Origin of the sequence: Halomonas sp. A40-4 (genome assembly GCF_015767635.1) — a bacterium.
Taxonomy (GTDB): Bacteria; Pseudomonadota; Gammaproteobacteria; order Pseudomonadales; family Halomonadaceae; genus Vreelandella; species Vreelandella janggokensis.
Genome location: NZ_CP065230.1, coordinates 3,146,895 through 3,173,299, shown reverse-complemented (window position 1 = coordinate 3,173,299; position 26,405 = coordinate 3,146,895). Strand labels below are relative to the sequence as shown.

Below are 26,405 nucleotides of genomic sequence, written 5' to 3'. Positions count from 1 at the left end.
AGTAGTCCAGCCAACGGGGGTAGCCTAGTGCTATCACACCGTGGACGATAGATGCTTCAGGGTGTCACTCAGTTCCACCGGGTAATCGCTTTCACCTTGCTCCAATGCCGTCACCGAGGCAGGAAAACGCGGTAGGGCATCCGCCACGCGAGCCCTGGCTTGATGTGCTTGCGCCATCGTGTCGGGGATGATAACACCGTTTTGCACCACCGGGCTCAGAAGGGCTTCTCCGTGAATGTGGGTGTCATCGCGTTGGGCAATGGTGTCGCCAATATAACGCCCGGCAGCATCCTTTCGGCGGTATATCTGTTTGCGTGTCGGCAGGCTGATTTTGCCGGGGGAGTGTTTGGCCCTTGGCTGCCCGGCGTATTCAACCAGCTTGTACGAGAGATCGATGACCGGGGCATCTGCCGAAACGCCCATTTGAGTGCCTACGCCAAAGGCATCGATGGGGACTTCCTGGGCGACAAGCTCGGCAATGCCATGCTCGTCCAGGCCGCTGCTGGCAATGATCTTGATGTCGGTGAAACCGGCATCGTCCAGCAAGGCGCGTGCCTTGCCTGCAAGCTGGCCTAGATCGCCGGAGTCGAGGCGTACGGCACCCACCGATAAATCGGGTAGGTCGCGGAGCATGTCAATCACATGCCTGACGCCTTCCAGGGTGTCGTAGGTGTCGACCAGTAAGGTGGTGTTGGGGTAGTGACGGGCGAAGGCACGAAATGCCGATGGCTCATCGTCATGGGCAAGAACATAGCTGTGCGCCATGGTGCCACTCAGCGGCAGGTCATGACGCAGCCCGCCGAGCACATTGCTGGTACCGTTCAGCCCGGCGGTCTTGTAGGCCCTGACCCCACGCACGGCAGCATCGATGCCGTGTACACGGCGCATGCCAAAGTCGACCACCGGACGGTTGCCTGCCGCCCACACGATGCGGGCGGCCTTGGAGGCGAGCACGGTTTCCAGTTGCACGAGGTTCATGATGAGGCTTTCCAGCAGTTGTGCCTCGGCGATCGGCGCGTCCACTTCAAGCAGCGGCTGATGGGGAAAAAGCGGCGTCCCTTCGGGCACGGTCCAGATGTCCCCGGAAAACCGCCAGTGCGCGAGCCAATTCAGAAAGTCGTCGTCGAAGCGCCCGGTCGAAGCGAGTTTTTCAATGGCCGCATCGTTAAAATGCAGCTGGCTGAGTTTGGCCGCAGCGTGCTGCTGGCCGCAGGCGAGGATAAAGCGGCGTGACGGGGGCAACTGGCGGAAAAACAGGCTGAAAGTCGCGGGCGTGTCATGTATGCCCTCCTTCCAGTACGCCTGGATCATGGTCAGTTGGTAGAGGTCGGTTAATAGCGCCAACTCCTCGTCTGCAACGCTCAGCGTTAACGGTTCATTCATGCGCGTACCTCGGCCCCGGCAGCCTGCATTTCATGGCGGCAGCGCTCGACGGCGTCAGGGTCAGCCGCGGCGGATAGCGTTTCCAGCAACAGGGTCGTAAAGCCCTCACGGCAGGCGGCAAGCACCGTGGCATGAACACAGACATCAAGCGCCAGGCCGCAGACCACGACGCGCTGGATACCGTTTTCGCGCAAGTACTCGCCAAGCCCGGTGCCATCGAATGCCGAGTAGGCATCGGCGTTGAACGCCGTGGCCTTGCTGACGCGAATGACCTCATCGGGCAGGGTGAGGTCGGGGTGGAAAGCCGCTCCCGGCGTATCCTGAACGCAGTGTATCGGCCAGGGGCCGCCCCGGTGGCTAAAGCTGACATGGTCCACCGGGTGCCAGTCGCGGGAAGCCACCACGGTGGCACCGGCGTTCAGGGCGGCGGCAATCTCGGTATTAATGCCCGGCACCAGAGCACTGCCGCCGTTAATCGCCAGCGCACCGCCTTCACAGAAGTCGTTTTGCATATCGACGACCAGAAGGGCGTCGTGGCGTTGATAATCATGGAGGGGCGACGTCATGGTACGTTTCTCCTTCGTTTACAAGGGTTTACTCCCTGTCCCGCAGGGACAGGATAGCACGCCGTCTGTTTCGGCCTTCAGTAACCGGCCTCAGGGTCAATAGTGGTGACGGTTTCCCCTGCTTCAAAGGCCTTTACGTAATCAATCACCTGGTCGATGGCGTCACTGAGGGGCGTGGGGGCGGCCATGTGCGGCGTGATGAGGACCCTGGGATGCTGCCACAGCGGATGCTCGTCGGGTAGCGGCTCTTCCTCGAAGACGTCCAGCAGGGCACCGCGGATATGGCCAGGTTGGCTGTTGTGGCCCAGCGCTTCCAGCAGTGCCTGCTCGTCAATCAAGCTGCCCCGGCCGGGGTTGATCACGCTGGCCCCTTTGGGCAGCTTGGCAAGCTGCTGGGCATCAAGAATATGCCGGGTGGCTGCGGTATCGGGCAGTATGGTGACCACCGTTTGCACTTGACCCAGGAGCGCGGCAAGCCCTTCATCGCCATGGTAGCAGTGCACACCTGTGATCTGCTTGGGTGAACGGCTCCAGCCGAGTACCGGAAAGCCCGCCTGGTGTAGCGCACCGGCTACATAGCGGCCAATCGCCCCCAGACCGAGTACGCCCACTGGCCATTGAGACTTCGCTACGACGTCTTGCGGCTGCCAGGTGGCGTCCTGCTGCTGAGCGGCATAGCGGTCCATGCTGCGGTAAAAATGCAGCACACCATAAAGCACGTAGTCGGCCATCAGCTCGCCCATGCCTGCATCGCGCAGCTTGACGATGGGCACATCCGTCGGCAGGCCCGGGGTTTTGAGCAGGTAGTCGACGCCCGCGCCAAGGTTGATAATGCCTTTAAGGTGGGTCTGCTCTTCGATCAGATGCGCAGGCGCTTTCCAGACGGCCAGATAATCGGCGTTTTGACGCTGATCTGCCGGCGCATCGCTGGTAACGACCTGGGCATCAGGAAACGCATCGGCCAGCGCGTTTTGCCACGCTGCGGCCTCGTCAATATGCACGATGATCTTCATTGCCTTGTCTCCCTCAGACGCTTGTTCGTTGCGTCTATCATGGGGAGCATCGTAGAGCGCTGCAAGCAGGGGTTAGCGCTTATGTACCCGTTGCCCTTGCAACGCCATCCGACCTCCAAGGCGTCTCACACCAGATCCCGCGGGATCTCCTCGTCCCAACTCTTGGAAAAGACCCGGCTATCACCCTCGAAGGCATCCATGGTCGCCCGTAGGCGAAAATGAGTGGCATTGGACGTCATCAAGGTGCGGGTCAAACTTCGGACTTCCCAGTCACCGCGGCGAAAACGACGCTCCCATTCGGTCCAGCCGCTCAGGCTGTCGTAGTTGCCGTATGAATAGGTGTAGCGCTCAACCACCCGCGACGAGAGTTCGAGATCGATATCATCGAGACGGAAGGTGCCCTCGTCATTGATGACCTCCAGCATGGTCTGATCCTGGGCCAGGTCGCGTATTACCCGCCATGATTCCTGGCTGGGCTGTAACAGGCTCACGGCCAGTGGCGGGGCGCCTTCCGGTTCCCCGAACGGGGGCAGTGCCGCTTCTTCCTGAGGTTGGGGCTCACGGCTCGGCAGGATCAATTGGCAGCCGGCAGGGTGCATGGTCAGCTTGACAGGAGCCGGCGACGGCCACGCCAACGGCCAGTAACTGGTCGAGAGCGATAGCCGTATGGCGTGGCCGACGGGAAATTTTTGGGCGATATGCTTAAGCTTGACGCGTACGCGATAACGCTTGCCGGGCTCCAGGGGCTGTGGAAATTCGTCGCTGTCACGGTGGGTCAGGTTGAGCAGGCCGTAGGAAATTCGGGTGGCCTTGTCGTCGTCGGCAATATCGATGAGCCTAACCGCGACCATGGCCACCGGCTGATCGGCTTCGATGTCGAGCTCGACCACGGGTTGTCCGCAAATCTCGATGTCGTGATCGAGTCGAGGGGTCTGGAATATCAGCGCACCGCCGTCCTCGTCGCGTTGGTCGTGAGGCAGGTCCGGCGGCGCGTTATAGGAACACCACTTGCCTGCATACAGGCCTACGGACAGCGGCGAACGTACGCTGAGAGGAACAGCGTTGTCCGCGGCAAATACGGTGGGATCCTGTGTAACGGGCAGCAGGTCATGGCCACTGGTGAGACGGAAATGTTTGGGGTCGATTCGCGGCGAGGGCCAGCTCGGCTCGGCGACCCAGCGCCCTGGACGTTCCTCGTAGCGGGCCGACGGCGGCACCGAATCCTGCATCCAGACGCGCAGCATGGGCTCGTCCATGATGCCCGTTTCTTTGCCTTTCAACCAATGGTCCCACCAACGCAGCGTTTCCTGTAAAAAACCGATGGCCGGGCCGGGAACGCCCAGATGAGGGTACTTGTGCGACCAGGGCCCCACCAGGCCTTTGCGCGGCACGTCGAGCCCCTCGAGCAGGCGGAAGACGGCGTTGCAGTAGCCATCGGCCCAGCCGCTAACGGCATAAACCGGGCAGCGAATGCGTGAGAAGTCTTCGCATACCGAGCCATGCTTCCAATAGTCGTCACGGCGCTGATGCTGGAGCCATGTCGCCAGCCAGAGCCCGCTGTGCTCAAGGCGCTCCATCCACATCTCGCGCCATCGCTCACCGACCAATTGCGGGTCGGGAGGGCAGGTATTGCCATCGAACATGGTCGAGGCCCACGACAGGTTGTCGCCCAGCAGGCAGCCGCCCATGTGGTGGACATCATCAGCGTAGCGGTCGTCGGTGGAGCATAGCGTAATGACGGCCTTCAGCTCGGGTGGCTGGAGCGCCGCGATCTGCAGGCCATTGAACCCGCCCCAGGAGATGCCGATCATACCAACGTCGCCGGTACACCAGGGTTGCTTACCCAGCCACTGTAGAATTTCGACGCCATCGTCGAGTTCCTGTTGCAGGTATTCGTCGGTCAGCACGCCGTCCGACTCGCCGCTGCCGCGCATGTCGACGCGCACCCCGGCGTAACCGTGGCCAGCCCAATAGGCGTGTGTCTGGGCATCGCGCATCGCCGTCAGATCTCGCTTGCGATAAGGCAGGTATTCCAGAATGGCCGGTACCGGGTCGCTTTCGGCATCCACCGGGCGCCAGATACGGATGGCCAGCCGACAGCCGTCGGCCAACGTGATCCAGTCTTCTTCCTCCTGTACCTCGCGGGGGAAATCGCTGACGATCTGCATGGGCGTGTTCCTTATCGTTTGTGTAGCGCGACGCAATTCCGTCAGCTGGTGATGTCGTCAAAGGTGAAATGGAGCTGCTCGGCAAGCCGTGCGTAGTTGTCTTCCAGCGCGAGATCGTCGTCGGCCCCCATCCATACGTAAGCCAGGGCGTAACTGTAGCTGTCCTGCTCGGGCAGGGAGGATAAGCGCGTTCCGGTCTCCACCTGGAGCGTGATCACGGTGCCGGGGAAAGCTTTCTGCAGCGCCTCGATCTGTTCAGCACTGGGGACCTGGGTGACGATGGCGTCGGTGAAGAATACGCGATAAAAGAACTTTGCGGCGACGTTAAAAGCCCCTTGGCGGTGCGGCATGTCGGGCAACTGCCCCAGCGCCAGGTCCACCGTTATTTGCTGGTGGCTGACCCCGTCGACCTTCTCGAACAGGTCGCAGTGCGATTGCGCCACACGGGTATTGATCTCCAGCAGCCAGATGCGGTCTTGCACTTCATCCCAGAAGTATTCGATGTTGAAGGCCGCATTGTCATAGCCGATATGAGCCATGATCTGACGCGTCAGGTCCTGCATCTTGGCTTGAATGGCATCGGGAAGGCGGGATGGATAGCGATAGTAGAAAAAGCTCAGTACCTGCGGATAGCGAATCGAATCGACAATGCCATACGGGACAACATCGCCCTGGAAAACGTAGCCCTCGACCGTGCATTGCCAGCCGCCGATGATCTCTTCCGCCATGCAGTGGCCGCCGTCGACCGAGCGAACGTCGTCTGGCAGGTTGGCGTGTTCCAGCACGTAATTAAACGGTTCTGAAATTGTCCCTATGCCTTCACATAGCCGCTCCACGGCATAAGCGAAGTCTTCCGGACTCTCGATGCGAAAGCCCAGTCGTGAACCCGAAGACTTGATCGGTTTGACGAAGAAGGGCATGTACAGCCCGGCTTCGCCGATACGCTGAAGGGCATTAGCGTCGAAAGGGTCAAAGGCCGTAAATCGGGGAATGTAGTCGGCCATTACCTCACGCTGGACGAGCCGACTCCAGTACTTGTGCTCACATTTGAGCAAACTTTCAAGGCTGGTGGAGGGCGTGCCGATGCGCTTGCAGAGCAGTGGCAGCATGGTCGACACGGGAAAATCCATGTAGCCCACGATGGCATCGATAGGCTCGCCAAATGCTTTCAACTGAGTTTCGGCTCGGGCCAGCATGTCTTCGATAGGAAAGATTTCCGTATCGTTGACTTCCTCCGGTTCGATCACGCCATGGAAGCGGTATTGCTCAGCTCCGCGTATATGCTCAAGGCGTTGACGATTATAGTCATCCATTCCGACAACAAAGATATTCCGAACGCTCATGATCGCCTCCAGGCGCAAACTTCGCTATCACTATGCTGACCACCGTCCTCTCCACCCAACGGCAATGGGCAGCAGGCGGGGTCGGGGGTATCGGTCTGACCTTAGGGCCAGGCAAGGAGTAGGCGCCTTTTGCAGTATAGCGATTTATGGTGGCGGCGCTTGGCCAATACGTGATGGCGCAGCCATTCAGTATTACCCAAGGAGTTTTCACCCAACCAAGGGGCATGATTAATCTGGCTAGCGCAGTTTCCAGCTGGTATAAGTTAAGATCAGGTTAAAACTTACGCGATACGACATTGCCGCTATCGGTAATGATTCAGCGTTCCTCCAAAGCGTCGCTGGGCGACGAAAGGAATATGGCCCATCCCCTTTTTTCGGCAGCCGGCCACCTCGTTGCCATCGGCGGTGCCGAAGATAGAACCTCCGATCTCGAAATCCTCAAGAACGTCTTCGCCCTGACCCCTGAAGGTAACCGGGAGGTCGCGGTTATTGCCACGGCCAGCGGCATACCCAAACAGGTCCTGCCCGAATACGAGGCAGCCTTCTCACGCCTGGGCGCGAGCCAGGTCCATTTGCTGGGAATCCGTGACCGTCGGGAAGCCGCCGATGCTGATACGGTGCGCAGGATAGAGAAGAGCGGCATCATCTTTTTTACCGGTGGTGACCAGCTGCGCTTGACCAATGTCCTGGGAGGCTCGCCGGTTCTGAGAGCCGTACGCAAGCGCCTGCAGGACGGCGCGGTAGTGGCTGGCACGAGCGCTGGCGCGGCGGCCATGCCGAGCACCATGATCTACAATGGTGCTGCTGCCGATGCTCTGCGCAAGGGGGCCGTCAATATGACCTCTGGCCTCGGCTTCGTCGACGGTTTGATCATCGACAGCCACTTCCTCGAGCGCGGCCGATTTACCCGCCTGATGGAAGTCGGCGCCAGCAATCCTGAGCACCTGGGGGTGGGGCTGGGCGAAGATGCCGGTGTCATCATGCATCCCCACGGTATTCTCGAAGCCATCGGGCCGGGGCATGTCATCCTCATCGATAGCCTCGACCTGGCGAGCTCGAACATCGCCGATCTTGATATGGGCAAGCCGGTGGCTGTCGAACACATGATCCTGCATGCACTGGTCAGCGGCCATGGATTTGACGTTGAAGCCCGACGTTATCTCGTTCCCCATGAACTCAGTGCTGCCCTCGCGGAGAGTCGATGAATATTATCGAGCATCGAGCTCTGCGCGGACCGAACTATTACAGTCGTTATCCGGCCATCTTCATGCGCCTGGACATCGGTGAGCTCGAAGAGCGGCCGAGCGACCTGGTTCCCGGCATCGTCGAGCGTCTGACAACGCTGTTACCAACCCTGCAGGAGCATCGCTGCTCGATAGGCCGCCCCGGCGGCTTTCTGGCGCGATTGGAGCGCGGTACCTGGGCGGGTCATGTTGTCGAGCATGTCGCCATCGAGCTGCAGAACCTGATTGGTTTTTCGGTGGGCTACGGCAAGACGGTTGATTCCTACGAAACCGGCATCTACAACGTGGTCTACCGTTACCGGGACGAGGCCTGCGGTCTGGCCGCGGGTGTCGAGTCCGTCGATCTCGTCGAGCGATTGTTTCGCGACGCAGAAATCGATTTGCCCGACATCCTGGAGCGCCTCAGACAGGTGCGCGATGCCCACATGCTTGGTCCCTCCACGGCGGCTATCGTCAATGCCGCCACCCAGCGTGGCATCCCCCATGTCCGGCTGAGCGAGGAAAACAGCTATATCCAGTTTGGTCATGGTCATCGGCAGCAGCGTATTCAGGCCACGGTGACCGGCCGTACGGGGCTTGTTGGCTATGGCATTGCCGACGACAAGGAGTGGACCAAGCAGCTACTCGGTGATGCCGGGATTCCGGTGCCCAAGGGGCAGGTGTGTGGCGCCTTCAACGAGGCGCTCGATATTGCCCGTGGCATCGGTTATCCCGTCGCGGTGAAGCCGGTTGTCGGCAACCATGGCCGCGGGGTGAGTACCAACATCGAGGATGACCAGGCACTGAGTGATGCCTTCGATATTGCCTCCCTGCGTCACCCATCGGTAATCGTCGAGCAGTACATCCGAGGCGAGGATCATCGTCTGTTGGTCATCGATGGCAAGCTTGTGGCTGCTGCGAGGCGTCGCCCGGCGCATGTGGTGGGTGATGGGGTCACCACCCTCCAAGGGTTGGTCGATAAGGAAAATCGCGATCCACGTCGCGGTATCGGCCACGAGAACCTGCTCACCCAGATTCAGCTGGATGACCAGTCGCTAAGACTGATCGGCCAGCAGAACCTGACCCTGCAGAGCGTCATCCCGGCCGGTGATATCGTTTATCTCAAGCCCACCGCGAACCTCAGCACCGGGGGCACGGCCACGGACGTCACCGACGATGTCCACCCGGAGGTGCGTTACGTGGCAGAGCGCATCGCTCGGCTGGTGGGGCTGGATATCATCGGTATCGACCTGCTGGCCGAGACCCTGACACTGCCGTTGGAAGAGCAATCTGCCGCCGTGGTCGAGGTCAATGCCGGCCCCGGCTTTCGTATGCACCTTTCACCCACCCACGGGGAGGGCCGCGACGTGGGTCGTCCGGTCATCGATATGCTGTTCCCTGACAGTGAGGCCACTGGACGCATCCCTATTGCGGCGGTCACCGGCACCAATGGCAAGACCACCACGGTGCGGTTGCTCTCGCACCTGCTGCGCCAGGCGGGACGCAGCGTCGGCATGGCCTGTACCGGGACCATCGAGATCGATAACCATGTGATCATGCGCGGTGACTACAGTGGCCCCCAGGCAGCGGCGATCGTCCTGCGTGAGCCCACGGTCGAGTGCGCTGTGCTGGAAGTCGCCCGCGGCGGCATCATGCGCCGTGGTCTGGGTTTCGACGAGTGTGATGTGGGCGTGCTGCTCAATATCGCCAGTGACCACCTGGGTGAGCACGACATTCATACCCTCGATGAACTGGCGCGCTGCAAAACGGTGGTCATCGACGCCGTCCGTCATGGGGGGACGGCGGTGCTTAATGCCGACGATCTACGGGTGCTGGAAGGTCAGGAGTGGGCCCGAGGCGATATCATCTTCTTCACGCTGGACCCCCATTCCCGCCCCGTCCGTCAGCATGTCCGCGAACAGGGCATCGCTTTTACCGTTCACAACGAGCGTATCGTGATGCGCCAGGGTCACGTTGAAGCCGAGGTGATTCCGGTAGTGGACGTGCCGATCACCTTTGAAGGCCATGCGCGCTTCAATGTTGCCAATGCCCTGGCAGCCAGTGCCGCCGCCTATGCGCTGGGCCTGTCGATCGCCGATATCCAGAGGGGCCTGCAGACCTTCCATCCCACGCCGGGTCAGAACCCCGGGCGTACCAACCTGATCGACGCCGACGGCATGAAGGTGCTGATCGACTATGGCCATAACGTCCCGGCGCTAGAGGCGCTGAGCGAACTGGTCGGCTGCATTCCGGCCCGCCGACGCATCAGCGTGGCCAGCGCCCCGGGCAACCGCCGCGACGAAGACCTGTTCACGCTGGGCACTCTGCTGGCCAGGATGCACGACGTCGTCTTTATCTATGAAACCGATGCCCGCGGCAGAACCCCCGGTGATGCTGCTCGCCTGCTGCGCGAAGGAGCCGAATCAATCCCGGGGGACTGCCGTGTCGAGGTCATCATGGAAGAGCAGGAAGCTGTCGACCGGGCCTTTAATGAGGCCGGCGAGGGCGATCTGCTGGTATTGCTGATCGACGATGTCGAGGGCGCCATTGAGCGTATCCGGGGGCGTCGCTTCCAGCCAGCTGCCGCCACGACACCCGACGGTGAGCCGACATGATGCCCGCCAACGCCCAGGACCAACTGCTGACCCTGCTGCGGGTGGGCAGTATCTTCGCACCGGACCCTCTAGAAGCGACCGATATCCTGATTGCCGACGGCCGGATTGCCGCGCTGGGCCGTGATATCGAAATCCCGGTGGGCTGGCCCATCCAGTTGGTGGAGGCACGTCATCTTATCGCCGTGCCCGCCTTTATCGATCAGCACGTCCACGTCACCGGCGGCGGTGGCGAAGGCGGCTGTGGCACCCGCTGTCCGGAAATCACCGCCCACGAAATCGCCTCGATGGGGATTGGCACGGTGGTGGGGGTGCTCGGCACCGACAGCATCAGCCGCTCTCCGGCTGACCTGCTGGCCAAGGTGCGTGGACTCAGGGCCGACGGCATATCGGCCTACATGTACACCGGCGCGTATCGCGTCCCGCCGCCCACGCTGACTGGCGACCTCCAGCGTGATCTGGCCTGGATACCTGAGGTGATAGGCCTAGGCGAAATTGCCATCTCGGACCATCGCTCGAGCCAGCCGCGCCAGGATGAAATCGAACGTATCGTCAGTGATACTCGTGTGGGCGCCATGCTGGCGGGCAAGCGGGGTATCTGCCATTTCCACCTTGGGGACGGTAAGCGGGGCCTGGAACCGCTGCGCAGGTTGCTAACCGAAACCGAAATTCCCGCCGATCAAATCATCCCCACCCATGTCAATCGCCATCCCGCTTTGCTTGAGGAAGCCGCTGCGTACGCGTTAGCCTTCAGTGCCTGTGTCGACGTCACCGCCTTTGAAGAACCCGGCGACGGTCTTTCAGCCTTTGACGCGGTGTCGCGTCTACTCGAGCGCGGTGTTCCCCCCGAGCGCATTACCATGAGCTCCGATTGCAACGGCAGCTTGCCTGAATTCGATACCCAAGGCGCTTACCTGGGCATGAAAGTGGCCCGCAACACGACATTGATTGCGGACTGGCAACGCCTCGTTCGTGACGGTGTACTGCCTATCGAGGCGGCGTTGGGCCTGATTTCAACCAGTGTGGCTCGAGTGCTTGGGTTACATGACATCAAGGGACGAATAGCCATCGGCTTCGATGCCGATGTGGTGCTTCTCGGCAGCGAACTTCAACCGCAACTGACGTTCGTGGCGGGAAAATGTATTTATGACGTGGACCGTGTGAAAAAGAGTGCCGGAGAGTGTTTCAGCACTGATTAGCATGCCGTATGCACATTTTGTAATAAAGGCTTTGACCGGCAACCAAGGGTGAGTGCTAGTATCGGCTCAAGACGACATTGGCGGGCCTACTGTGGCGATGGCCAGGTCGATCCTGTGGCCCAGCGGCGCTGGTTCTTAGTGATCTTTAATGGCGAGTTGCCCGATGACTCAGGTTTCCCTGCCCTTCACTCGTGAAGAGTATGCTAACCGCCTGTGGAAGGTGCGTGCTGAAATGGCCGGTAGAGGCATTGACGTATTGATCGTCAGTGACCCCTCTAACATGGCGTGGCTGACCGGTTACGACGGTTGGTCGTTTTATGTGCATCAGTGCGTTCTGGTGGGTCTTGAGGGCGAGCCGGTGTGGTTTGGTCGCCGCATGGATGCCAATGGCGCATTGCGCACCTGCTGGATTGATCCTGAGAACATCACCTATTACCCGGATTACTACGTCCAGAATCCGGACATGCACCCCATGGAATACCTGGCCCAGTCGATCATGCCCGACCGGGGCTGGCATCTGGGCGTAGTCGGCATGGAAATGGACAACTACTATTTCTCCGCTCAAGCTTACCTGAGCCTTTTGCGTTCATTGCCCCACGCGCGCTTCATGGATGCCAACGCCCTGGTCAACTGGTGTCGGAAGATCAAGTCACCTCAGGAAATTGCCTATATGCGTATTGCCGCCAAGATTGTGGAAGGCATGCATTCACGTATTCTGGAGGTGATGGAGCCCGGGGTGCCCAAAAGCAAGCTGGTCTCGGAAATTTACCGCGTGGGTATCGAAGGCTGGAAAGATGAAAACGGCAAGGTGTTCGGCGGCGATTATCCTGCCATTGTTCCGATGCTGCCGACTGGTAAAGACGCAGCGGCGCCCCATCTGACCTGGGATGATACGCCGTTTCGTGAAGGCGAAGGCACGTTTTTCGAGATCGCCGGCGTGTTCAAGCGCTACCACGCCCCGATGTCGCGCACGGTCTTTCTGGGCAAGCCGCCGATGGACTTTATCCGTGCGGAGTCGGCGCTGCTGGAAGGCATTGAGAACGGCCTGGCAGTGGCCAAGCCGGGTAATCGTACGGCGGATATTGCCATGGCGCTGGGGGCGGCCATGGATAAATACGGTTTTGACCGCGGCGGCGCTCGCTGCGGTTACTCCATTGGCCTTTCTTACCCGCCCGACTGGGGCGAGCGCACCATGAGTTTGCGTCCCTCGGATGACACTATCCTGGAACCCGGCATGACGTTTCACTTTATGCCCGGCCTGTGGGATGACGACTGGGGACTGGAAATTACCGAAAGCATTTTGATCACCGAAGACGGCTGCGAAACCCTGGCCAATTTTCCGCGCCAGCTGTTTGTTAAGTAAAAGGAAGACACCATGACGATACCCTCCAGCCAACAGCGGCCCAGTCCGATTTCGGCCACCGTGGATTTTGACGCCGACGGCGTGCAGCACGGTTTTTTAAAGCTGCCCATCTCCACCGATGAATCCGCCTGGGGCGCGGTGATGATTCCGGTCACCGTAGTCAAAAACGGTGACGGTCCCACGGCGCTGCTGACCGGTGGTAACCACGGCGACGAGTACGAAGGCATTACCTCGCTGTTGAAGCTGTCTTCAACGCTGAAAGCGGAAGACGTCACCGGGCGGGTGATTATCGTGCCATGCATGAATACCCCGGCTGTCATGGCCGGCAAGCGCACCTCGCCAATGGATAAAGGCAATCTTAATCGCAGCTTCCCGGGTGACCCTAATGGCGGTGTCACCTCTCAAATTGCCGATTACTTCACCCGCGTGCTGGTGCCGATGAGCGATGTGGTACTCGACCTGCACTCCGGCGGCCGCACGCTGGATATCCTGCCGTTTGGCGCCTCTCATGTACTGGACAACAAAGCCCAGCAGCAGGCAGCCCTTGAAGGCGCGAAAGCTTTCGGTGCTCCCTACGCCATGGTGATGTTCGAGCTGGATGCCGAGAAACTTTTCGACACCGCCTGTGAGCGCCAGGGCAAGGTTTTTGTCGCCACCGAGCTTGGGGGCGGCGGCACCTCCACCCCGGAGAGCATCGCCATTACGCAACGCGGCGTGCGCAACTTCCTGATTCACTACGGTCTGGTAGACGGCGAGGTGGAAATGCCCTCGGGCGGGCAGGTGTATCTCGATATGCCCGATGCCAGTTGTTACGTGCAGAGCCAGCACTCTGGCGTGCTGGAGCTGTTGGTGTCGCTGGGTGACGAAGTGACAAAAGGCCAGACACTTGCCTACGTGTACGACATGACCCGCAGCGGCACCGAGCCGGTTGCTTACAGGGCTGAGCGCGACGGTATTCTGATGGCCCGTCGAGCGCCCTCGCTGATCAATATGGGGGACACCCTGGCGGTGATCGCCGATGTTGTTGAGCGCCTGGAGGCGTAACATTCACCGTGATGAAACTTGACCGTTACGATCTGAAAATTCTCGATATCCTCTCCCGCGATGGGCGGATCACCAAGTCGAAGCTGGCCGAAGCGATCAACCTCTCGGTTAGTCCATGCTGGGAGCGGGTAAAGCGCCTGGAAAATGCCGGTATCATTCAAGGTTACAGTGCACGCATTGATACCGACGTGCTGGTGCCGCGCAACCCTGTCTGGGTACAAATCGAGCTCAAGCAGCACAATGCCGACAGCTTTACCCGCTTTGAAGCCCTGGTGATGCAAACCCCGGAAGTCACCGAGTGCGTCGCGGTAGGAGGCGGCGTGGATTACCTCGTCAAGTTCGAGGCGCGCACCATCGATAGCTATCAGCGCCTGATGGACAAGTGGCTGGTCTCGGATGCAGGTATCGAGCGCTACTTTACTTATATTGTGACCAAGACCGTCAAGCAGGAGCCTATCGGCATCGATATTAACGTTTAGTGCTTCAAAAGTTGAAATATTGATATTGCTAGGCACTTGGTCAACGCCAATTCAGCGCTTCGTTGGCTTACTATGAGATAAATGACCTTTATTCACTCACCTAATGGAATATACGCACCTGAATCACCGAGCTATACCGTAAGGCTAAGCTCAAACAACCCGTTCGCCTAACGCAGAGAGAACACGATGTCTTACTTCACCATTGCTGGTGTCCAAATGCATGCCCTGCACCATGGCGATAATACCGAAGCCATGCGTCATCGAGTTGACGCACTCATGACCCGCTTTCCTCAGGTTCAGATGGTGCTGTTCAGTGAGTTAATGCCGATGGGGGCTTCACCCCATCATGCCCAGCCATTGCCCAGTGATACCGAGGCGATGTTTTGTCAACTGGCGTTACAGCATCGCATCTGGTTGATACCTGGTTCCATGTTTGAGCAGGTCGGTGACCATATTTACAACACCTCCGTGGTCATTAATCCCATGGGTCAGGTGGTAGCGCGTTACCGCAAAATGTTCCCGTTCCGTCCCTTTGAAGCCGGTGTGGAAAGCGGCAGCGAATTTGTTGTCTTTGACGTGCCAAACGTCGGGCGCTTTGCCATCTCGATTTGCTACGACATGTGGTTTCCGGAAACGACTCGAACCCTTGCCGCCATGGGCGCTGAGGTCATTCTGCATCCCACCATGACCGATACCATTGATCGGGACCTGGAGCTTTCCATTGCCCGCACCAGCGCGGCGCTCAACCAGTGTTACTTCTTCGATATCAACGGTGCTGGCGCCTTGGGCAACGGCCGCTCAATTGTGGTTGGACCTTCTGGTGATGTCATCCATCAGGCAGGGAGTGGCGAACAAGTAATGCCCATCGAGATTGACCTGAACCGGGTGAGACGCGAACGCGAGAGAGGCCTGCATGGTCTTGGCCAGCCGCTCAAGAGTTTCCGTGACCGGAAGGTGAACTTCTCTATCTATGCAAGCGAAGGCGGCTCTTCACCATTTCTGGATACCTTAGGGCCATTGGTAAAGCCTGCTCGCGCTGACCTTGAGACGCCGCCGGAACATTAATCCCGGCAATGGCCGGCAAAGGGAGACCATCGATGAAATTTCTGTTGGATCTGATGCGTCGGCTATTGCGCCCCGCGCAGAACAATAAGGCCGCTAGCGATGCTATTGAGCCGTCAAGCGCTCCGTCACAGACAACGCTTGATAACACGCGCACTCCTTCCGCCACCCAGGGAGCATCAACCATGAGCAAGATCACCTCCATTGCCGATGTCCGTCGTCACTTTCGCAATAATCAGGAACCGATTTACTTCATATCAGCGACCAACTTCAATCTGTTGGGGATTGGCGACTGGGTGAGCAATTTTCGCCATATCAACTATATAGACTGTTTTGAGGGGCAGCAGCGAAACGTTTTTGTGCCTAAAGAAAAATTCCCGCGCGATTTTGAAGGCATCGAAGATATCAACAACTACCTGCTTGAACACAAGGAAGTGATCGATTTTATTCAGTCGCGATCCAGCGGTGATAACGCCGGTATTGCGTCTTTCCTGATGTTTGATGAGCATACCGAAGAGATCTGCAAGCAACTGGGGCTCAAGATTGCTTTTCCCCCGGCGACGTTACGCCAGCGCATGGATAACAAGATCGAGACGGTGCGCATCGGCAATAAAGCGGGCGTGCCAAGCGTGCCCAATGTACTGGCGAAAGTCGGCAGCTATCAGGAGCTATGTGAGGTCAGTAAAGAGCTCGGCAGCGACCTGGTGGTGCAGACCGCCTTTGGCGACTCGGGGCATACCACCTTTTTCATTGCCAATGAAGAAGACTATTACAAGCACGCCGAAGAGATTGAGGCCGAGCCCGAAGTCAAGATCATGAAGCGGATCAATTGTCGTGGCTCGGCGATAGAAGCCTGCGCCACGCGTTGTGGAACCGTCGTTGGCCCCTTGATGACAGAGCTTGTCGGGTTCAAGACATTGACACCCTACAAGGGCGGCTGGTGCGGCAACGAGATGTTCTCTGGTGCCTTTACCCAGGAAGTACGTGACAAGGCGCGCGACTATACGTTCCAGTTCGGTGAGGCGCTTCGCGAGGAGGGGTATCGCGGCTATTTCGAGCTCGACTTCCTGATCGATATGGATACCGACGACGTCTACCTTGGCGAGCTCAATCCGCGCGTCACCGGCGCCAGTTCACTGACTAACGTGGCGGCGTTCGCTCACTCCGATATCCCGCTGTTCCTTTTCCACTTGCTGGAGTTTTCAGACCTCGACTTCGATCTTGATATCGATGATATCAATGAGCGCTGGGCGCACCCCGAGAGCGTCGATAGCTGGAGTCAGCTGGTGATCAAGCATACCGACGAGAGCGTCGACCTGCTGACTCGTGCCCCAAAGACGGGGGTATGGCGTATCAGTGACGATGGCAGCATCAACTATGACCACTATAGCTACCATCCCCACGCTGCTGAAAACGAGCAGGAAGCCTTCTTTATGCGCATTAGCGGAGCCGGTGATTTCCGCTACGAAGGCGCTGACCTTGGCATTCTGATCACCCGTGGCCGTTTGATGGACGACGATTTCAATCTTAATGAGCGGGCGAAGGCCTGGATCAAAGGCATTCGCGGTGAATATGCTGGTCAAGCGTTGCAAGATCCTGTGGTGGAGGGAGTTGCCGTCAGCCATGCGATTGGCGGTGGCAACTTCAAAATTCTGTGAGTATTGACGGAAAGTTGTCAGCGGGCCGTTCGCCAGGCGTTGAGCTGGACAAGGCGTTGACGTTTCGTACCGTTCATGAAGAGCAGGCGGGACCCAAGTGGCAATCGCTGTTTGATTACCACTGGCCTGCTTATGAACCCTGGTACCTGTCCGAAGGTGAGCGTGAAAGGCCCTCCTATCTGGAGTGCTACAACGCCCTACGTCACTACATGCCGGAGTTGCTGGAAACCTATCGCACCTTGTGCGCACTGACCGGTGGGGGCGACCTGGCGTCGCGGCTGCTCAGTCTGTATCGGCCGCCGCCCTATATCACCGGTTGTTCCCAGGCGGTGTTGGCAAGGCCGTCTTCTACCGTGCTGGCACGCAACTATGATTATCCACCGGAACTGTGCGAGGGCACGATTCTCTACACCCGTTGGAATCAGCGCCGTGTGATCGCCATGTCGGACTGTCTGTGGGGCGTGCTGGATGGGATGAATGATTCGGGGCTTGCCGTTTCCCTGGCCTTCGGTGGGCGCAAGGTGGTGGGGGATGGCTTCGGCGCGCCGATCATTCTGCGCTATATCCTTGAATTCTGCGATACGGTGCCCGAAGCGGCGGCCGTACTCGAGCGGGTGCCCACGCACATGGCTTACAACATTACCGTGACAGACGCCAGTGGGCGCTATGTCACGGCGATGATTGCGCCAGACCGCCGCGCCAATATCCGGCGAGTCGCGGTGGCCACCAATCATCAAAAGAAAATTGAATGGTATGCCCACGCGCTGGCCTCGGAAACGCTGATTCGCGAGCGTCAGCTTTCGATCCTGGTGGACGATGACGAGACCACTAATGAGCGTCTGATCTCGGCTTTTTCCGCTCCTCCTCTATTTCGCCACGACTACCAGCGTGGCCTTGGAACCGTGTATACCTCTGTGTATTACCCCAAGGAAGGGCTTGTTGAGTTTCGTTGGCCCGGCAGGGTGCTGGATTTGAGTTTCGATAAATTTTGCGAAGAACAAATAATCGTGCGTTACGGCTTACGAGGGCTGTACGGCTGATTGAATCGTTGCCGACGCCAATGCGTTGCTAGATAAATACCGACAAAGGATGGGTGTCGTCATGTCAGAGAATAATCCTACCGAAACGTCCTACACCGCCTTGGGTTTTTATCACAAAATCTCCCAATTGCGTGCCGACACCTGGAATGCACTGAAACGTGACCTGGGTATTTTGACAAGGCTTGAGGATGAGGGCCGCGCCAAGAATCTGGTCAAGGCCATTGACGTTAAACTGACTCGCCTGGAAATCATCGAGGATTATCATGCGTTTCCGTCCAAGGAAGATTTTCGCCACCTGTGGACACTCTTCAACCGGGGGGAGTACGCGCTGCTGGACAAAGTCGTAAAGCGACTGGTAAGAGCCTTGATCAGCGAATCCTACCGCCGTCGCCATGTCGATCTCTCCGAGACGGATGCCGGTTCAGAAGACATGGAAGCACTCGATGCGCTCAATCAGCTGCGCCGCGGACACCCTGCTTCCAACAGTTCGGCACAACCTTATTTCGAGCTGTTGATCGTCGACAACCTCTCCAATCAGGAAGAGGAGGTGGTGCGCGAAGCGTTTCACAATATGCGTCGTCCCGAGGATCGTTTTGTCTATGACGTGGTGACGGTAAAGAGCTTCGAGGATGCGTTGATTGCCATCCTGGTCAATCCCAATATTCAGGCCTGCCTGATCCGCTACGAGTTTCCCTACAAGTCAAAGTACAACCTCAGTGCCCTGCGTAATTACCTGGAAGGCCTGTCGGAAAAGGAACTGGAGCATCAAACGGAAGCCGAGCGCAGTATCTTGCTCAGCTCGATGATTCATGAACTGCGTCCTGAGATTGATCAGTTCCTGGTCACCAGTGGCGATGTGGAGGCCACGGCGAGCCGGGACATCCAATATTTCAACCGTATCTTCTACCGTGAAACGGATTATATCGAGCAGCACCACACCATTCTGCGCGCGATCGATAGCCGTTATCGTACCCCCTTCTTTGATGCCTTGCGTGAGTACAGCAAAAAGCCCACAGGGGTGTTTCACGCCATGCCCATTTCCAGGGGTAAGTCGGTGACCCGCTCCCATTGGGCGGGCCACATGATCGACTTCTACGGCATCAATATATTTCTGGCTGAAACGTCGGCGACATCCGGAGGTCTCGACTCTCTGCTACAACCCTTCGGGCCGATTAAAAAGGCGCAAGAGTATGCCGCCCGGGCCTTCGGAGCGCGTCGCAGTTTTTTCGTCACCAATGGCACCTCAACGGCCAACAAGATCGTGGTGCAAGCCCTCATCAAGCCGAGGGACATCGTGCTCATCGATCGTGACTGTCACAAGTCGCACCACTACGGCATGGTGCTGGCCGGGGCGCATGTCAGTTATCTGGATTCCTATCCACTCGACGACTACTCCATGTACGGCGCAGTACCGCTGCGCGACATCAAGAAGACACTGCTTACCTACAAGCGCGCTGGCCAGTTGCACAAGGTCAAGATGCTATTGCTGACCAACTGCACCTTCGATGGCATCGTGTATAACGTACGCCGCGTAATGGAAGAGTGTCTGGCGATCAAGCCTGACCTGGTATTTCTGTGGGACGAAGCCTGGTTCGCTTTCGCTGGCTTCAACCCCACTTATCGGCCGCGTACCGCGATGAACACGGCAAGCACCCTGCGATATCGTTACCGCAGTGAAAGCTATCGTGAAGAATATGCGGCCTGGAAAGCCGAGTTCGACAAGCTCGATCCGGAAGATGATGCGACCTGGCTTGACCAGCGACTGATGCCCGACCCGGATCAGGTACGCATTCGTACCTATGCGACCCATTCGACGCACAAAACGCTGACTTCCTTGCGACAAGGCTCGATGATTCACGTCTGGGATCAGGACTTTCGCCAGAAGGTGGAGGCCTCTTTCCATGAGGCCTACATGACGCATACCTCAACCTCTCCCAATTACCAAATTGTGGCATCGCTGGACGTAGGACGTATGCAGGCGGAAATGGAGGGCTTCGAGCTGGTGCACTCCCAGGTCGAAACGGCGCTGTCCCTCCGCGAACAGCTTTATACTCACCCGTTACTGCAAAAATATTTCCGTGTACTTAAAAATAGCGACATGGTGCCTGAGGCTTATCGTGAGTCGGGTGTCGAGTCCTATTATGACCCGGTGACCGGCTGGAACAAAATGGAGGAAGCCTGGGCACGCGATGAGTTTGTGGTGGACCCTTCCCGCGTGACCATCGCGATCGGCAATACAGGGGTCGATGGCGATACCTTCAAGAACGAATACCTGATGAATAAGTACGGTATTCAGATTAACAAGACATCACGCAATACCGTGCTGTTCATGACCAATATCGGCACGACGCGCGGATCGATTGCCTACCTGTTGGATGTGCTAATGAAGCTGGCTAAGGAGTTCGAGTATCGTCTGGAAGACAGCAGCCGCCCCGAGCGCAAGATCATCGAACAGCAGGTGCATTCCCTGAATCATGATCTGCCCCCGTTGCCTGACTTCAGTCGCTTTCACGATGCCTTTCGTCCGAATGCCGACACGCCCCAGGGCGATATCCGTTGCGCCTACTTCCTTAGTTACGAGGAAGAAAACACCGAATATCTTCGTTTCGATAACGGCAAATTGCAGGCGCAGATGCGTGAGGGACGGGATGTGGTGTCTGCAAGCTTCGTGATCCCCTATCCGCCGGGCTTCCCGGTCTTGGTGCCTGGGCAGGTCATCAGCGAGGAAATTCTCGACTTTCTTCAAGCGCTGGATGTGACCGAGATCCATGGCTACCGGCCGGAGTTAGGGCTGGTGGTATTTACCGAGGAGGCACTGCTGAACCCGGCAGACGGCTGAGCCTTGGTATAGGCACTGATGGAGGAGCGCCGCCAGCCAATTAGAGGCGGCGTTGGTATGGCACATCAACGGGAGTATGGTCGCTTATACGGACTTGATTGCGCCCTTCACGCTTCGCCTCGTAGAGTGCACTGTCGGCGGCGATGATGATTTCATCGAGCTTGGTATGGGTATCGACCGGCGCGGTATATCCCCCTGCGCTTATGGTTACCTGTCCTAATGGGCTTTTTTGATGGGCAATTTCCAGGTTCGCGACTTTGCTGCGAATATGCTCCGCGAGTGACCAAGCGCCGTGTGCTGACAGGTGGCTGTCTGAATGTAGGACAAGAAATTCTTCGCCACCAAAGCGGCATACCAAATCCTCTGGACTACAAGCGGAGCGAATGGCGCCGGCAACAGCTTGTAAACAGTTGTCTCCCTCGGCGTGGCCATAATGGTCATTGAAGGGTTTGAAGTAATCGATATCTACAATCACCACGGCAAAACGTTTATGCGCTGTGGGTTGTTTAAACAGCATAGTGGCGTAGTGGACTAAAGCGCGACGATTAGCCAGTCCGGTAAGAGGGTCAAGACGGGATATCTTCTCGAGCTCTGCATTCTGCATCGACAGGGTTTCGCCTAGCCGGTCTGCGTGGACTTTAGCCATATACAGTCTCAGAGATTCAGCTGAAAAACGGTAATTGGCGATGAGCGTCAATACAAATGTGGGTAAGCCAAGAGCTAAATGATTGAGTATGTAATGGCTATCGACGCCCTCTAAAAACCAAATCGTTGTGTAAAGGCAAGCAAACACAAATAGCGAGCCATACACGCTATATTCGAAGGGTGGCGTGATGACAATCGTAATGACTAAAATGAATACGAGTCCTGCATAGAAGTAATCTAGTACGCCGGGAGCCGATGAGCCCAGTAGCACTGCGCACCATACGACAGTTCCCATGCAGACGACGAGAACACCAGCAAGCTCCTTACGGCGAATAGAAACAGGACGCTTGTAATAAAAAAATAAAAAGACGGTTATGGGCCCCACAACCAATGCACGCAATAGCACTGACCGAAAAGTGACATCACGGAGTAAAAAAATATCCACAAAAGTGTAAGAGAAATAGAAAAGCGCCAATACTGTTGTTAACACAAAAAGTGATCGCAAACGCTCGTCGTGGCGATCAAGGTCGTACTGCTCCCGGACCGTTACGTTGCCGATACGCTGGGAGAGCTGTTGAAAATAATCCAGTCGATACACGAGTCCGTCCATGGTGGCCACTAACGTGAAGACATTGAGTAAGTGAAAGTATTAAATAATATTCATTTTATATCGACTAATGCCACAAAAACTTAAACTGAATCAAAATCTAAAATACATTCCCGGCGGCCATCATGATGAGTCCATCATGATGGCTCAGCTTTTTGCGACGTCTCGCCAAAAAAAAGCGTTGGAAAAGCGGTTTTGACAAAAAAACTCGCGTCATACGTCGGTCCTTTCAAAAACACTTCGTGCGCAATCTCCCTTAGGCTAGACACATCGAAACACGACGGCTCAGGGCCGTCATTTTTAATGTGCAACGGCTGTCGCCCACGCCAGGCGTCAACCAGGGGAGGTTTCCATGACCACACTATCGACTACGCTCGCCAAGCGCCTGGAAGACCCGCGCCTTTTCCGTCAGTATGCCTACGTGAACGGCAAGTGGACCCATGGCGAAGGCGGTCGCGAAGAAGCCGTGATTGATCCGGCAACCGGCGAAGCCATTGGCCATATTCCGCTGATGGAAGCCGAACAGATCACCGCGGCGGTTGATGCCGCGGAAGATGCCTTTGTGCAGTGGCGGGCACTACGCGCCGATGAACGCTGCGAGAAACTGCTGGCGTGGTATGACTTGATTCAAGCCAACCGCGAAGATCTGGCCACCATCATGACGCTGGAGCAGGGCAAGCCGCTGCCTGATGCACGTGGTGAAGTCGAGTATGGTGCGAGCTTTGTGCGCTGGTTTGCTGAAGAGGGCAAGCGGACCTACGGTAACACCATTCCCAGCCCGATTCCCAACGCCTCGCTGGGTACCATCAAGGAGCCGGTGGGCATATCGGCAATGATTACGCCATGGAACTTCCCGTTGGCAATGATTACCCGCAAAGCCGCAGCGGCCCTGGCAGCAGGCTGCCCGGTGATCATCAAACCGGCCAACGAGACCCCGTTTTCTGCGCTCGCGCTGGCCGAATTGGCTGAGCGTGCGGGGATTCCGGAAGGCATTTTCAATGTCGTGCTGGGCGATCCCCCCGAAGTGTCCAAGATTCTGTGTTCCGAGCCGCGTATTCGGGCACTGTCGTTTACCGGATCTACCCGCGTCGGACGCATCCTGATCGAGCAAAGCGCCAACACCGTCAAGCGACTCTCATTGGAGTTGGGCGGTAACGCGCCCTTTATTGTCGGTCCGGATATGGATCCCAAGGAAGCAGCCTATGCGGCGGTTGCGGCCAAGTTCCAGACCGCCGGGCAGGACTGCCTCGCCGCCAACCGTATTCTGGTGCACGAATCCATCCACGATGAGTTCGTCGCGCAGTTTGCCGAGCGCATGTCTGCACTCACCGTGGGCAATGGCCTGCAAAGTGAAATAGACCTGGGGCCCTTGATCCATCGCCAAGCGGTAGAAAAAGCCGCCTCCATCGTTGATGACGCTGTCTCTCGCGGCGCCACCATGGTAGCGGGCGATCAGAGCCAGGCACCTGGCGAAAACTTCTTCATGCCCGTGTTGCTGACCGGTGTCACGCCACAGATGAAAGTATGGCGGGAAGAAAACTTCGCCCCGGTTGCCGGTATTACCGCTTACCGCGATGATGATGAAGCGATCGAGATGGCCAACGACACTGAATACGGTCTGGCCGCGTATATCTACACCCACGATATCCGCCGCATCTGGAAGCTGATGCGCGCGCTGGAATATGGCATGGTCAGCGTCAATTCGGTGAAGATGACGGGTCCCCCGGTGCCATTCGGCGGTGTGAAGCAGTCCGGCCTTGGCCGTGAAGGCGGTGCTACCGGTATCGATGAATATCTCGAAACCAAGTATTACTGTCTTGGAGCCCTGGGCTCCGTGTCCGGGAGCTAGTCAAAAAAGCTCGCCATATTTTCAACACCCTCCCCGCTGATCGGGGAGGTTTACCGTATAGAGAGAACATTATGAGCTTGCACCAGGATCTGATTGAACGTGATCGCAACGTCACCTTCCACGCATCCACTCATCTGCGCGACTTCGCCCATGGCGATGCCCCGGGGCGCGTAATTACCGGCGGTCAAGGTATCAATATCGTGGATAAAGACGGTCGCGAGTTTATCGACGGCTTTGCCGGGCTTTACTGCGTCAATATTGGCTATGGTCGCACCGAAGTGGCCGAGGCGATCTACAAGCAAGCCCTGGAGCTCTCTTACTACCACACCTATGTGGGCCACTCGAATGAACCGCAGATTGAGCTTTCCGAGCAGATTCTGAAAATCGCCGGTATGAACATGTCGAAGGTTTACTACGGCATGTCCGGTTCGGACGCCAACGAAACCCAGCTCAAGATTGTGCGCTACTACAACAACGTGCTGGGTCGCCCACAGAAGAAAAAGGTCATTTCGCGGATGCGGGGCTACCACGGTTCCGGTATTGCATCGGGGTCACTGACCGGTCTGAAAGCGTTCCACGATCATTTCGATCTGCCGATTGAGACCATCCGCCACACCGAAGCACCGCATTACTACCTGCGCGCCGCCGAACAGCACGGCATGTCCGAGCTTGAGTTCTCGGCTTTCTGCGCCGACAAGCTGGAAGCGATGATTCTGGAAGAAGGACCGGACACGGTAGCCGCCTTTATCGGTGAGCCTGTGTTAGGCACCGGCGGCATCGTGCCGCCGCCGGAAGGCTATTGGGACGCGATTCAAACGGTACTGGCCAAGTACGATGTCCTGCTGATTGCCGACGAAGTGGTCTGTGGTTTCGGCCGCACGGGCTCTGATTTCGGCAGCCACCACTACAACATGAAGCCTGATCTGGTGACCATCGCCAAAGGCCTTACCAGCGCCTATCAGCCACTCTCCGGTGTCATTGTAGGCGAGAAAGTCTGGCAGGTACTCGAGCAGGGCACCGGCGAGTATGGCCCCATCGGCCACGGCTGGACCTACTCTGGCCATGCACTGGGCTGCGCGGCCGGACTTGCCAACCTGGCGATCATCGAGCGCGAAAACCTGGTGGGCAACGCGGCCGAAACTGGCGCCTACTTCCAGCAGCAGCTCAAGGCCACCTTTGAAGGCCACCCGCTGCTAGGTGATGTTCGCGGTGTTGGCCTGATGGCGGCGCTGGAGTTCTCACCGGATGCCAAACAGCGCCTGCATTTTGATCCGGCGCTGAAAGTTGGGCCTCGTGTGGCGGCGGCCGCCATGGAAGAGAACCTGATTGCCCGCGCCATGCCCCAGGGCGATATTCTCGGCTTTGCGCCGCCGCTGACCATTAATCGCGGTGAGGTGGACGAGATGATTGGCCGCGCCAAGCGCGCCATCGACCGTGTTACCGATGAGCTGGTGCGCGCAGGCGACCTGAAAACCGGTGAAAAGGAAGCCGCGTTTACGGTCTGATTCGTAGGGCGATAGCCAAAACGCCGCTGCCTGATTCTTGGCAGCGGCGTTTTTGTTTTTCAACGCCTCGACTATGCTAAATACACGCCATAATCCGTGAAACTAAGGAGTTTCCATGCAGCCCGTATTAGCTTTCGATGTATACGGCACGCTGATTGATACCCAGGGGGTTAAGGCTGAGCTTGAAAGACGTCTGCCCGAGCGGGATAAAGCGGCCGAATTTGCCCGCCGTTGGCGCGACAAGCAGTTGGAGTACAGCTTTCGCCATGGCTTGATGGGCGCCTATGTGCCGTTTGTAGAATGCACCCGGGAAGCCTTGGTATTCACCGACCGTGCGTTGCAAACCGGCCTCTCCGACAATGACTATGATCACCTGATGGCGGTTTATGCCGAATTGCCCGCCTTTCCTGATGTCGTGCCAGCGATTGACCAGCTTCGCGATGCCGGTATGCGTTGTGTGGCGTTTTCCAATGGCACGTCTGACGCCGTCTCGGCGCTGCTGAAACGTGCAGGCGTTGACCAGCATATGGATGACGTTGTCAGTGTTGACGATATCAAGCGCTTCAAGCCCGACCCGGCGGTGTATGCGTTTTTAAGGACCCGGTTGGAAACCCGCCCTGAAAATACCTGGCTGATTTCCAGCAATCCTTTTGATGTGATCGGAGCGACCCATGCGGGGTTGCGCAGTGCCTGGGTACGCCGCAGCTCTGATGCCCCCTTCGACCCCTGGGGAATCGAACCCGATATGACGGTCACCGATCTGGAAACCCTGGCTAACCGGCTGCTCAAATAATTGACAAGGAGGAA

General features: G+C 57.7%; 19 protein-coding genes. 13 read left to right on the top strand and 6 right to left on the bottom strand.

Annotated features, from left to right (window positions below):
- Nucleotides 1–33: 33 nt before the first annotated feature.
- The 5 genes from IT895_RS14850 to IT895_RS14830 form a co-directional block, all read right to left on the bottom strand.
- Complete coding sequence (locus tag IT895_RS14850; RefSeq protein ID WP_199283930.1) at nucleotides 34–1,383, bottom strand: nicotinate phosphoribosyltransferase; 1,350 nt, start codon at nucleotides 1,381–1,383, stop codon at nucleotides 34–36.
- Nucleotides 1,380–1,949: a nicotinamidase gene (locus IT895_RS14845; protein WP_092826229.1), complete on the bottom strand. Its 570-nt coding sequence runs from the start codon at nucleotides 1,947–1,949 to the stop codon at nucleotides 1,380–1,382. The genes IT895_RS14850 and IT895_RS14845 overlap by 4 nt, the downstream gene beginning before the upstream one ends.
- Before the next feature lie 77 nt (nucleotides 1,950–2,026).
- On the bottom strand, nucleotides 2,027–2,962 hold the full coding sequence (locus IT895_RS14840; protein ID WP_199283929.1) for a 2-hydroxyacid dehydrogenase: 936 nt from the start codon (nucleotides 2,960–2,962) through the stop codon (nucleotides 2,027–2,029).
- Between the two features lie 125 nt (nucleotides 2,963–3,087).
- The gene (locus IT895_RS14835) at nucleotides 3,088–5,130 is read right to left on the bottom strand and encodes a CocE/NonD family hydrolase (protein ID WP_199283928.1); all 2,043 of its coding nucleotides are present in this window, start codon (nucleotides 5,128–5,130) and stop codon (nucleotides 3,088–3,090) included.
- A 41-nt stretch (nucleotides 5,131–5,171) separates the two neighbouring features.
- The gene (locus IT895_RS14830; RefSeq protein ID WP_085917160.1) at nucleotides 5,172–6,473 is read right to left on the bottom strand and encodes an ATP-grasp domain-containing protein; all 1,302 of its coding nucleotides are present in this window, start codon (nucleotides 6,471–6,473) and stop codon (nucleotides 5,172–5,174) included.
- A gap of 356 nt (nucleotides 6,474–6,829) precedes the next feature.
- Here IT895_RS14830 and IT895_RS14825 point away from each other — a divergent pair, with 356 nt between their 5' ends.
- The 10 genes from IT895_RS14825 (at nucleotide 6,830) to IT895_RS14780 (ending at nucleotide 20,992) form a co-directional block, all read left to right on the top strand.
- Nucleotides 6,830–7,678, top strand: a complete 849-nt coding sequence (locus tag IT895_RS14825) for a cyanophycinase (RefSeq protein ID WP_233337273.1) — start codon at nucleotides 6,830–6,832, stop codon at nucleotides 7,676–7,678.
- On the top strand, nucleotides 7,675–10,311 hold the full coding sequence (gene cphA, locus IT895_RS14820; RefSeq protein WP_199283927.1) for a cyanophycin synthetase: 2,637 nt from the start codon (nucleotides 7,675–7,677) through the stop codon (nucleotides 10,309–10,311). Before IT895_RS14825 ends, cphA begins: the two co-directional genes overlap by 4 nt.
- The gene (gene iadA, locus IT895_RS14815; protein ID WP_199283926.1) at nucleotides 10,308–11,507 is read left to right on the top strand and encodes a beta-aspartyl-peptidase; all 1,200 of its coding nucleotides are present in this window, start codon (nucleotides 10,308–10,310) and stop codon (nucleotides 11,505–11,507) included. Before cphA ends, iadA begins: the two co-directional genes overlap by 4 nt.
- Nucleotides 11,508–11,670: 163 nt before the next feature.
- Complete coding sequence (gene doeA, locus IT895_RS14810; RefSeq protein WP_085917164.1) at nucleotides 11,671–12,870, top strand: ectoine hydrolase DoeA; 1,200 nt, start codon at nucleotides 11,671–11,673, stop codon at nucleotides 12,868–12,870.
- A gap of 12 nt (nucleotides 12,871–12,882) precedes the next feature.
- The gene (doeB, locus tag IT895_RS14805) at nucleotides 12,883–13,914 is read left to right on the top strand and encodes a N(2)-acetyl-L-2,4-diaminobutanoate deacetylase DoeB (RefSeq protein ID WP_085917165.1); all 1,032 of its coding nucleotides are present in this window, start codon (nucleotides 12,883–12,885) and stop codon (nucleotides 13,912–13,914) included.
- A gap of 8 nt (nucleotides 13,915–13,922) precedes the next feature.
- Complete coding sequence (locus IT895_RS14800; RefSeq protein WP_085917166.1) at nucleotides 13,923–14,393, top strand: Lrp/AsnC family transcriptional regulator; 471 nt, start codon at nucleotides 13,923–13,925, stop codon at nucleotides 14,391–14,393.
- Nucleotides 14,394–14,579: 186 nt separating this feature from the next.
- Nucleotides 14,580–15,458 (top strand): carbon-nitrogen hydrolase family protein, encoded by an 879-nt coding sequence (locus IT895_RS14795; RefSeq protein ID WP_199283925.1) that lies wholly within the window; start codon nucleotides 14,580–14,582, stop codon nucleotides 15,456–15,458.
- Nucleotides 15,459–15,490: 32 nt separating this feature from the next.
- The gene (locus IT895_RS14790; RefSeq protein ID WP_233337272.1) at nucleotides 15,491–17,113 is read left to right on the top strand and encodes a biotin carboxylase; all 1,623 of its coding nucleotides are present in this window, start codon (nucleotides 15,491–15,493) and stop codon (nucleotides 17,111–17,113) included.
- A 56-nt stretch (nucleotides 17,114–17,169) separates the two neighbouring features.
- Nucleotides 17,170–18,153: a C45 family autoproteolytic acyltransferase/hydolase gene (locus IT895_RS14785; RefSeq protein ID WP_233337271.1), complete on the top strand. Its 984-nt coding sequence runs from the start codon at nucleotides 17,170–17,172 to the stop codon at nucleotides 18,151–18,153.
- 61 nt (nucleotides 18,154–18,214) lie between these two features.
- The gene (locus IT895_RS14780) at nucleotides 18,215–20,992 is read left to right on the top strand and encodes an aminotransferase class I/II-fold pyridoxal phosphate-dependent enzyme (protein WP_085917168.1); all 2,778 of its coding nucleotides are present in this window, start codon (nucleotides 18,215–18,217) and stop codon (nucleotides 20,990–20,992) included.
- A 40-nt stretch (nucleotides 20,993–21,032) separates the two neighbouring features.
- Here the strand turns inward: IT895_RS14780 and IT895_RS14775 are convergent, their stop codons facing one another.
- The gene (locus IT895_RS14775) at nucleotides 21,033–22,235 is read right to left on the bottom strand and encodes a GGDEF domain-containing protein (protein WP_199283924.1); all 1,203 of its coding nucleotides are present in this window, start codon (nucleotides 22,233–22,235) and stop codon (nucleotides 21,033–21,035) included.
- Nucleotides 22,236–22,596: 361 nt separating this feature from the next.
- Between IT895_RS14775 and IT895_RS14770 the strand changes: the two genes are divergently transcribed.
- From IT895_RS14770 to IT895_RS14760, 3 genes are all read left to right on the top strand, one after another.
- Nucleotides 22,597–24,093, top strand: coding sequence for an NAD-dependent succinate-semialdehyde dehydrogenase (locus tag IT895_RS14770; RefSeq protein ID WP_085917170.1), 1,497 nt, complete (start codon nucleotides 22,597–22,599; stop codon nucleotides 24,091–24,093).
- Between the two features lie 71 nt (nucleotides 24,094–24,164).
- A complete protein-coding gene (locus tag IT895_RS14765) occupies nucleotides 24,165–25,598 on the top strand; it encodes an aminotransferase (protein WP_085917171.1) in 1,434 nt (477 codons plus the stop codon).
- A gap of 115 nt (nucleotides 25,599–25,713) precedes the next feature.
- The gene (locus IT895_RS14760; protein WP_085917172.1) at nucleotides 25,714–26,391 is read left to right on the top strand and encodes a haloacid dehalogenase type II; all 678 of its coding nucleotides are present in this window, start codon (nucleotides 25,714–25,716) and stop codon (nucleotides 26,389–26,391) included.
- The last annotated feature ends 14 nt before the right edge of the window (nucleotides 26,392–26,405 follow it).

Excerpts from the sequence above, each read along its gene's own strand:
- iadA (WP_199283926.1), top strand. The coding sequence starts at position 10,308 with ATGATGCCCGCCAACGCCCAGGACCAACTGCTGACCCTGCTGCGGGTG.
- IT895_RS14770 (WP_085917170.1), top strand. The coding sequence starts at position 22,597 with ATGACCACACTATCGACTACGCTCGCCAAGCGCCTGGAAGACCCGCGC.
- IT895_RS14760 (WP_085917172.1), top strand. The coding sequence starts at position 25,714 with ATGCAGCCCGTATTAGCTTTCGATGTATACGGCACGCTGATTGATACC.
- cphA (WP_199283927.1), top strand. The coding sequence starts at position 7,675 with ATGAATATTATCGAGCATCGAGCTCTGCGCGGACCGAACTATTACAGT.
- doeA (WP_085917164.1), top strand. The coding sequence starts at position 11,671 with ATGACTCAGGTTTCCCTGCCCTTCACTCGTGAAGAGTATGCTAACCGC.
- IT895_RS14830 (WP_085917160.1), bottom strand. The coding sequence starts at position 6,473 with ATGAGCGTTCGGAATATCTTTGTTGTCGGAATGGATGACTATAATCGT.
- IT895_RS14795 (WP_199283925.1), top strand. The coding sequence starts at position 14,580 with ATGTCTTACTTCACCATTGCTGGTGTCCAAATGCATGCCCTGCACCAT.
- IT895_RS14790 (WP_233337272.1), top strand. The coding sequence starts at position 15,491 with ATGAAATTTCTGTTGGATCTGATGCGTCGGCTATTGCGCCCCGCGCAG.
- IT895_RS14840 (WP_199283929.1), bottom strand. The coding sequence starts at position 2,962 with ATGAAGATCATCGTGCATATTGACGAGGCCGCAGCGTGGCAAAACGCG.
- IT895_RS14835 (WP_199283928.1), bottom strand. The coding sequence starts at position 5,130 with ATGCAGATCGTCAGCGATTTCCCCCGCGAGGTACAGGAGGAAGAAGAC.
- IT895_RS14780 (WP_085917168.1), top strand. The coding sequence starts at position 18,215 with ATGTCAGAGAATAATCCTACCGAAACGTCCTACACCGCCTTGGGTTTT.
- IT895_RS14850 (WP_199283930.1), bottom strand. The coding sequence starts at position 1,383 with ATGAATGAACCGTTAACGCTGAGCGTTGCAGACGAGGAGTTGGCGCTA.
- IT895_RS14845 (WP_092826229.1), bottom strand. The coding sequence starts at position 1,949 with ATGACGTCGCCCCTCCATGATTATCAACGCCACGACGCCCTTCTGGTC.
- IT895_RS14765 (WP_085917171.1), top strand. The coding sequence starts at position 24,165 with ATGAGCTTGCACCAGGATCTGATTGAACGTGATCGCAACGTCACCTTC.
- doeB (WP_085917165.1), top strand. The coding sequence starts at position 12,883 with ATGACGATACCCTCCAGCCAACAGCGGCCCAGTCCGATTTCGGCCACC.
- IT895_RS14825 (WP_233337273.1), top strand. The coding sequence starts at position 6,830 with ATGGCCCATCCCCTTTTTTCGGCAGCCGGCCACCTCGTTGCCATCGGC.